Origin of the sequence: Streptosporangium minutum (assembly GCF_002149035.1) — a bacterium.
GTDB lineage: Bacteria > Actinomycetota > Actinomycetes > Streptosporangiales > Streptosporangiaceae > Streptosporangium > Streptosporangium minutum.
In genome coordinates this window covers 19,174-27,026 of sequence record NZ_NGFP01000126.1, presented here as the reverse complement: position 1 = coordinate 27,026, position 7,853 = coordinate 19,174, and the positions used below count along the sequence as shown (strand labels likewise).

The 7,853-nt window shown below is 69.6% G+C and carries 7 protein-coding genes; all 7 read right to left on the bottom strand.

The annotated features are described in order from the left end of the window. Positions 1-4: 4 nt before the first annotated feature. Positions 5-1,138 (bottom strand): N-acetylglucosamine kinase, encoded by a 1,134-nt coding sequence (locus CA984_RS25315; protein WP_086576045.1) that lies wholly within the window; start codon positions 1,136-1,138, stop codon positions 5-7. A gap of 2 nt (positions 1,139-1,140) precedes the next feature. Then, positions 1,141-2,118 carry an alpha/beta hydrolase gene (locus CA984_RS25310; protein ID WP_278249064.1) on the bottom strand — a complete coding sequence of 326 codons (978 nt, stop codon included), beginning with the start codon at positions 2,116-2,118 and terminating at the stop codon, positions 1,141-1,143. Between the two features lie 70 nt (positions 2,119-2,188). Then, positions 2,189-3,583, bottom strand: a complete 1,395-nt coding sequence (locus CA984_RS25305; RefSeq protein ID WP_086576043.1) for an NAD(P)/FAD-dependent oxidoreductase — start codon at positions 3,581-3,583, stop codon at positions 2,189-2,191. 175 nt (positions 3,584-3,758) lie between these two features. Beyond that, positions 3,759-4,592, bottom strand: a complete 834-nt coding sequence (locus CA984_RS25300) for an ABC transporter permease (RefSeq protein WP_086576042.1) — start codon at positions 4,590-4,592, stop codon at positions 3,759-3,761. Further along, entirely contained in the window at positions 4,589-5,440 is an 852-nt protein-coding gene (locus tag CA984_RS25295) for an ABC transporter permease (RefSeq protein WP_086576041.1), read from the bottom strand. Before CA984_RS25295 ends, CA984_RS25300 begins: the two co-directional genes overlap by 4 nt. A gap of 6 nt (positions 5,441-5,446) precedes the next feature. Then, positions 5,447-6,688: an ABC transporter substrate-binding protein gene (locus CA984_RS25290; RefSeq protein ID WP_207621026.1), complete on the bottom strand. Its 1,242-nt coding sequence runs from the start codon at positions 6,686-6,688 to the stop codon at positions 5,447-5,449. Positions 6,689-6,696: 8 nt separating this feature from the next. Further along, positions 6,697-7,845, bottom strand: coding sequence for an ABC transporter ATP-binding protein (locus CA984_RS25285; RefSeq protein ID WP_086576040.1), 1,149 nt, complete (start codon positions 7,843-7,845; stop codon positions 6,697-6,699). Positions 7,846-7,853: the final 8 nt, after the last annotated feature.

Sequence of the window (7,853 nt, the reverse complement as noted above, 5' to 3'; positions counted from 1 at the left end):
CGCCTCACGCCTCCCGCAGGATCCGCCGGTGGAGCCGCGCCGCCGCCTCCCGGTCCAGGCCGAACGCCTCCTTCGCCGCCAGCCRGGCCGCCGCCGCGGCCCCGTCACCGGCCAGGGCCGTCGGCGCGCCGAGCCCGTCCCGTACGGCGGAGCACACCGGCCCCTCGCTGGTCAGCACGCTCCCGGCCAGCACGATGGGGGTGTCCTCCCCCTCCTGGCGCACCTCGGCCACCGTCGCGCAGAGCAGTCCGGCCGCCGTCGCCACGATCTTCAGCGCGTCGGGGTCGCCCGCGGCGGCGGCCCGGCTCACCAGCGGCGCCAGCCTCGCCAGCTCCAGCGGGGAGTGCCCCTGGGCGTGGACCACGAGCCGGATGGCCTCCGCCCTGCCGTCCACGGGCGGCCACCCGCCCGCACGGCCGTCGCGGGCGTCATGGCCGTCCTGACCGTCCTGACCGTCCTGACCGACGCGGACATCCCGGCCGTCGCGGGCGTCGCGGGCGTCATGGCCGTCCCGACCGTCCTGGCCGACGCGGACGTCCCGGCCGTCCTGGCCGGCACGACCGTCCTGGCCGTCACGGTTGTCGCCGCCGTCGCGGATCCCCTCGGCGACCAGGCGCGTCAGCAGGCCGTCGCTCTCACCCCGGCTCAGAGCCCGGACGGCCGCGCGGGCCGCCTCCCGCCCCAGCCAGAAACCCGATCCCTGGTCCCCGAGCAGCCAGCCGAGCCCGTCGGAGACCGCCACCGGCTCGCCGTCCTCGATGCGGGCGGCGATGGCCCCGGTCCCCGCGATGAGCACGGTGCCGCGCGGCTCCGCCGTACCGGCGGCGAAGGCGATGCCGAGATCGCCCGTCACGGCGGGGACGCAGCGCAAGCCGGCGGAGGCCCACATCCGGTCGAAGACGGCCCGGTCGAGTGCCCTGACCCCGGCCATCCCGACGAACGCCCCCGCCACCTCCGCCGGATCCACCCCGAGGAGGGCGGGCTCCAGCGCCCGCCGGATGTTGGCGGCGGCGGTGCCGGTGCCGTGGGCCGCCGGGTTGCCGCCGGGGGCCCTGCCGTACCCGATCCGCCGCCCCGAGGCGTCGAGCAGGAGCGCGCGCGAGGAGGTGCCGCCGACGTCCAGTCCGAGAACGTACATCGTCACAGGTGCTCGCCCAGGAACGCCGCCGTGGCCTCGACGGCCTGGGTGACGTGGGGCTCGGTGTCGTAGAGGTCGATGTGCAGCCGGGCGTCCAGCCAGACGATCTTCTTGGGGCCGTCCATCCGCTTGTACGCCTCCTCCGCGCCCTCCGGGGAGCAGAAGCGGTCCACCACGCCGTGCACGATCAGGCCCGGTTTGGGAGACAGGAAGTCGGCTCCGGTCATGTTGTCCACGGTGATCAGCTCGCGGATGGAGGCCCTGGTGACCTCGTTGCGCCAGTGCGCCGAGCCGCCGCGCTCGGTGCCGTAGTAGGCGAACGGCTCGTCGCCCGGCATCGCGGCCTCCCCCTCGGCGGCCACGGCGGGCAGATACGCGACCTCGCCGCCCCGGTCCTGGCGCTCCAGCACCTCGGTGAAGGAGGCCAGCGCGTCCTGGTAGCCACCGGGCGACATGCCGGCCCGCATGCCGTAGGGGTTGTTGTAGGCCCCGGCGATGCCCGCGAAGACCTTCACCCGGGGGTCGAACGCGGCGAACCTGAGCGCGTAGCCGGCGCCCAGGCAGATGCCGACCGCGCCGATCCTGCCGCCGTCGACCTCGGGCCGCGAGCGGAGCAGCGAGACCGCGGCCCGCAGGTCGTGCAGCTTGCCCTGCGCGTCCTCATGGCAGCGCGGCGTCCCGCCCGACTCGCCCCAGTTGCGATGGTCGAAGGCCAGCGTCACATATCCCGCCCCGGCGAGCCTGGCCGCGTACAGCCCGGCGACCTGGTCCCGCGTGCCGGTGAACGGCCCGGTGAGGACCAGCGCCGGATGCGGTCCCGCCGTGGCCGGCACCCGAAGGTCGCCGACGAGCCTGACCCCGTCGACGTCGAACTCGACTCTCTCGATCACGCCCCCAGTCTGTACGGCTCCCGCCCCGGAAGCGAGCGGAGCGACGGCCGGATTCGAGGCCGTCTGCCGGGAGGCGTACGGCCGGATCACCGCCTACGCCGCGCGCCGCCACGCACCGCGGGTGGTCCCGGTGAGGACCGGGACCACCCGCGGGCACCGCCTACGAGTCGAACCCGAGGCCCATCCGGTCCAGGGTGCGCAGCCAGAGGTTGCGGCGGCCCTGGTGGAGGTCGGCCTGGGCGATCGACCAGCGGGTCATCTGGATCCCGGCCGAGCGGACCGGCTCGGGCGGGAAGGGGAGCGGCTTCTCCTTGACCATCCGCAGCTCGGTCCGCTCGGTCCGCTCGCCGTTGAGCAGGTCGAGCATGACGTTCGCCCCGAAGCGGGTCGCGCCGACGCCCATGCCGGTGTAGCCGACGGCGTAGGCGAGGCGCCCGCCGTGCGACTGGCCGTAGAAGGCGCTGAACCGGCTGCAGGTGTCGATGACGCCGCCCCACCTGTGGGTGAAGCGGAGCTCGGAGAGCTGCGGGAACGTCGTGGAGAAGTGTTCGGCCAGCTTGACGAAGGTCTCGTCGCGCTGTTCGTACTCCGGCTTGATCTTGCCGCCGTTGTAGTAGACCGCGTCGTAGCCGCCCCAGAGAATGCGGTTGTCGGCGGTCAGCCGGTAGTAGTGGAACTGGTTGGCCGAGTCTCCGACGCCCTGCCGGTTGTGCCAGCCGACGGAGGCGAGCTGGTCGGCGGAGAGCGGCTCGGTCATCAGCGCGTAGTCGTAGACCGGCACCAGGAAGTGCTTCAGCCGCCGCAGCAGCGGCTGGAACACGCCGGTGCCGAGGGCGACCTTGGCCGCCTTGACGGTGCCCTGCGGGGTGAGCAGCTCCATGCCCGTCCCGATGTCCTTCATGTTCCTGACCGGCGTGCGCTCGTAGATGCGCACGCCCAGGGAGAGGCAGGCCTGCCGGAGCCCCCAGGCCAGTCGGGCGGGATCGACCATGGCGCAGCCGTCGCGCTCCCAGAAGCCGCCGATGTAGGTGGGAGAGTTCACCTCCGCCCGGATCTGGTCCGCGTCGAGGGCGTCGAAGCGGATGCCCAGCTCGTGGGCGATCTGGATGCTCTCGCGCATCTCCTCAAGCTGCCAGGGCTCGGTGGCCACGTTCAGCTCGCCGGTCCGTTCGTAGCCGCAGTCGATGTCGTAGCGGGCGACGGTCTCGCCGATCCCGTCGAGGTTCTCGGCACCCAGCCGTTCGAGGGTGGAGATCTCCTCGGGCCAGCGCTCCAGCCCGTTGGCGATCCCGTGGGTGAGCGTCGCCATCGCGAAGCCGCCGTTGCGGCCGGACGCCGCCCAGCCGATCCTGCGTCCCTCAAGCAGGACCACGTCGAGCGACGGGTCTCGTTCCTTGGCCATCAGGGCGGTCCACAGCCCCGAGAAGCCTCCACCGACCACCGCCAGATCGGCGGTCGTGTTTCCGAAGAGCCGCGGTCGCGGCTCGGGTTTCGCCGGACTGTCGAGCCAGTACGGCTTGCGCTCCGCATCAGCAAGAGCCTTCAGCGGATCCACAAATCTCACTTCCCTACGGTGAGTCAAATTATTTTTGTGTGTGTATCGCGTGGTCATGAGGACCACACGCGGGTTCCCCCCGCCTGAATCCGATCTCGCCTCCCTGTTCTCTGCCGAGGATCTGGATACACCGAAGCCCCGCGCCACCCGGTGATGGCACGGGGCTTGACGGCAGCTAGGTGCGGCGGCGCGAGAGCACCGTGTTGAACACGGCGATCGCGACACCTACCGCGAATATAAGCGTTCCCAGGATGTTGACCTGCGGCGGCACCCCGATACGGGTGGCGCCCCAGATCCACAGCGGGAAGGTCTGGGTGGAGCCGCTGGTGAACTGGGTGATCACGAAGTCGTCGATGGAGAGCGCGAAGGCCAGCAGCGCGCCCGCGACGACGCCGGGCAGGATCATCGGGAACGTCACCCGCCAGAACGTCACCCACGTGGACGCGCCCAGGTCCCGGGCCGCCTCCTCGATCGAGGGGTCCAGCCCGATCACCCGGGCCCGCACGGTGATGGCGACGAAGGACAGCGAGAACAGCACGTGCGCGATCACCACGGTCGCGAACCCGGTCTGCACGCCGCTGCTGATGAACAGCGACAGCAGCGAGGCGCCCATGACCAGCTCCGGCGAGGCGATCGCGGCGAACATCACCAGGTTGGTCGCGCCCTGGCCGCGGAACCGGTAGCGGCCCAGGGCCAGGCCCATGAGCGTGCCGAGCAGTGTCGTGATCACCGTGGCGAGCACCGCGATCTGGATGGAGTTGAGCACCGCCTCGGTCAGGTCGGGGTAGTCGCCCAGCCGGCCCCACCACTTGAGGGTGAAGCCCTGCCAGGTGACGTTCGACTTGCTCTGGGTGTCGTTGAAGCCGAAGACGACCATGACCACGATCGGCAGGAACAGCCAGGCGAGGATCAGCCAGACGTAGCCCTTGAGCAGCCGGTCACCGAGCCGGGACCTGCCCCGCACCCGCTTGGCGGGCTCGGTCGCCCGCTGTGTTGTCACCGTGCTCATCGGGCCGCCGCCTCCAGCACGTTCTCGGTGCCGAGCGCCTTGGCGTAGGCGAAGATGCCGACCAGCATCGCCGCCATCAGCGTGAACGACAGCGCGGCGGCGGTCGGGTAGTCGTTGTTGACGAGATACTCGGTCTGGATGATGTTGCCGATCATCGTGTTCTCCGGGCCGCCGAGGATGCCGGCGTTGACGTAGTCCGCCGTCATCGGGACGAACGTCATCAGCACCCCGGCGAACACGCCCGGCAGCGAGAGCGGCAGCACGACCTTGGTGAACGCCTCGCGCCTGGCCGCGTACAGGTCCTGGGCGGCCTCGACCACCCGGGGGTCCACCCGCTCCAGGGCCACGTAGATCGGCAGGATCATGAACGGCAGGTAGTTGTAGACCAGGCCGCCGATCACCGCCGCCGTCGTCTGCAGCACGTGGAAGTCACCGGGCACCAGGCCGATCGACTTCAGCGGGGACAGCAGCATGCCGTCGTCGGCCAGCAGGAACTTCCACGACACCGTGCGCAGCACGAACGAGACGAAGAACGGCAGCAGCACCAGCAGCAGGTAGGTGGACTTGCGGGGGCCGCCCTTGAAGGCGATCCAGTACGCCATCGGGTAGGCCAGCGCGATGGAGACGACCGTCGCGACCAGGCCGTAGCCGGCCGACCGCAGGAACTGCGTCCGGTACTGGACCAGGGCGTCGCCGTACACCGAGAAGTTGAACGTCTGGACGAATCCGTTCACCACGTCGCCCTCCTGGGTGGAGACCGAGGCCATGAAGACCATCGGCACCACCAGGAAGATCGCCAGCCAGAGTCCGCCCGGCAGGATGAGCAGGTAGGGGGCGAGGCGTTTCATCTCCGGTCAGCCCTGGGTGACGGGTTGGAAGATGGACTCGAAGACCTTCTCCTCGGCCGTGGTCAGCGTCTTGTAGGACCGCAGCTTGGCCATGTCGGTCTCGGAGGGGAAGATCAGCGGGCTCTTGGCGATCTGCTCCAGCGAGGCCTTGTCGTCGCCCTTGGCCTTGGCGGCGTCGGCGAGGATCAGGTCCTTGGTGGCGGGCACCGGGGTGATGTAGTTGATGTACTCGACCAGCATCGTGGCGATCTTGGGCTGGTAGACGTAGTCCATCAGCATCAGGGCGTCCAGCGGGTTCTGGGCGGTCTTGGGGATGCACATGTTGTCGGTCCAGATCGTGCCGCCCTCCTCGGGCACCACGAACTTGAGGTCCTTGCCCTCGGCGACCTGCTGGAAGATGTCGCCCGACCAGGCCATGGTGATCCACACGTCGCCCCGGACGAGGGCGTCGACGTAGTCGTTCTCGTAGTACTTGCGCACGAGCCCCGCGTCGCGCTGCTCCTTGAGCTTCTCCCCGGCCTTCCGCCAGTCGGCCTCGGTCGACTTGTCGGGGTCGATGCCCAGGGAGAACAGGCCGAAGTTGGCCACCTCCTGGGTGTCGAGCATCATGCCGACCTTGCCCTTGTACTTGGGGTTCCAGAGGTCCTGGATGCTCGTGACCTCGTCCACGTACTTGGGGTTGTAGGCGATGCCGGTCAGGCCGACGGTCCACGGGATCGTGTGGGTGTTGTTCGGGTCCCAGGTCGGGTTCTTGACCTTCTGGGCCGCGTTGGCCGCGAAGTTCGGCAGCTTGGAGTGGTCCAGCGGGACCAGGTAGCCCAGGGCGATGGCCTTGCTGAGCTGGAGGCCGTTCGTCAGGACCATCAGGTCGTAGCCGATGTCGTTGTCGGCGGCGAGCAGCGGCTGGATCTTGCCGAAGAACGTGGTGTTGTCCTGGATGGCCTCCTGGTAGGTCACCTTGATGCCGGTGTCGGCGGTGAACATCTCCAGGGAGGGATACCTCTTGCCGTCCTTGTCGATGTAGAGGGGCCAGTTGGCGAAGCGCAGGAGGTCGTTCTTCTTCTGGGAGGCCCAGAAGCCGGCGACGGCGTCCACCTTGGGCGCCTCCACCTTCTTGCCCTGGACGCCGCAGCCGGCGAGGGCCACGCCCGCCGCGGACAGCCCGGCCAGGCGGAAGGCGTCACGGCGGGTGATCGAGCGGCTCTGCGTCATACCCCGCAGGAAGGCCGGGTCATGTGAGTGGTGCATGGCGGTACTCAACTTCCGATCGCGTACGAGTGGCGCGGCTGCCACGACAACCAGACGGCGTCACCGCGTTCTGCCGTACTCGTGCTGTCAAGCGCGTTCTGCTGGAACACGGTGACCTCGGCGCCGTCTGCCAGGCTCACCGCGTAACTGTTGTAAAGGCCCAAGTAGACCACCTCGGACACGATGCCCGGCACGACGCTGAGGTCACCCGTCGGCTCCTCGGTGGAGATGGTGATCTTCTCGGGGCGCACGGTGACCGCGACCGGGTCGGCGACCTGGAAGCCGTCCCCGGCCACCAGGACCCGGCCCTCCTGCCCCAGCCTCAGTACGGCGGAGCCGGAGACGATCCGGTCCACGGTGCCGCTGAGGAGGTTGGAGGTGCCGATGAAGCCCGCCACGAACGCGGTGGACGGGCTCTCGTAGATCTCGCGGGGCGAGGCGAGCTGTTCGACCAGGCCGTCGTTCATGACGGCGATGCGGTCGCTCATGGTGAGCGCCTCGCTCTGGTCGTGCGTGACGTAGACGAACGTGATGCCGACCTCGCGCTGGATCCGCTTGAGCTCGATCTGCATGGCCTGGCGGAGCTTGAGGTCCAGGGCGCCGAGGGGCTCGTCCAGCAGGAGCGCGCGGGGCTTGTTGACGAGGGCACGGGCCAGGGCCACCCGCTGCTGCTGGCCTCCGGACATCTCCCGGGGGCGGCGCTTCTCGCGGCCGGTGAGGGCCACGATCTCCAGCATCTCGCCGACGCGCCGCTTGATCTCGGCCTCGCCGATCTTCTTGCGCCTGAGGCCGAAGGCGACGTTCTCCCAGACGTTCATGTGCGGGAACAGCGCGTAGGACTGGAAGACCATGTTCACGTCGCGCTTGTTGGGAGGGACGTCGGTGACGTCCTGGCCGTGCAGCCGCACCGTGCCGCGCGACGGATCCTCGAACCCGGCGATCATGCGCATCGTGGTGGTCTTGCCGCACCCGGAGGGCCCGAGGAGCGAGAAGAACTCGCCCTCGGTGATCGTCAGGGTCACTCCCTTTACCGCCTGGACGACTTCTCCGTGGGCGACGTACTCCTTGACGACTCCGTCGAGCTCGATGGCGGGCACCTGGGCGGAGGTGGAGGCGGCGGCGGCCGCCGCCTCCGTACCCGCCTGGATATCGGTCATACCAGGCT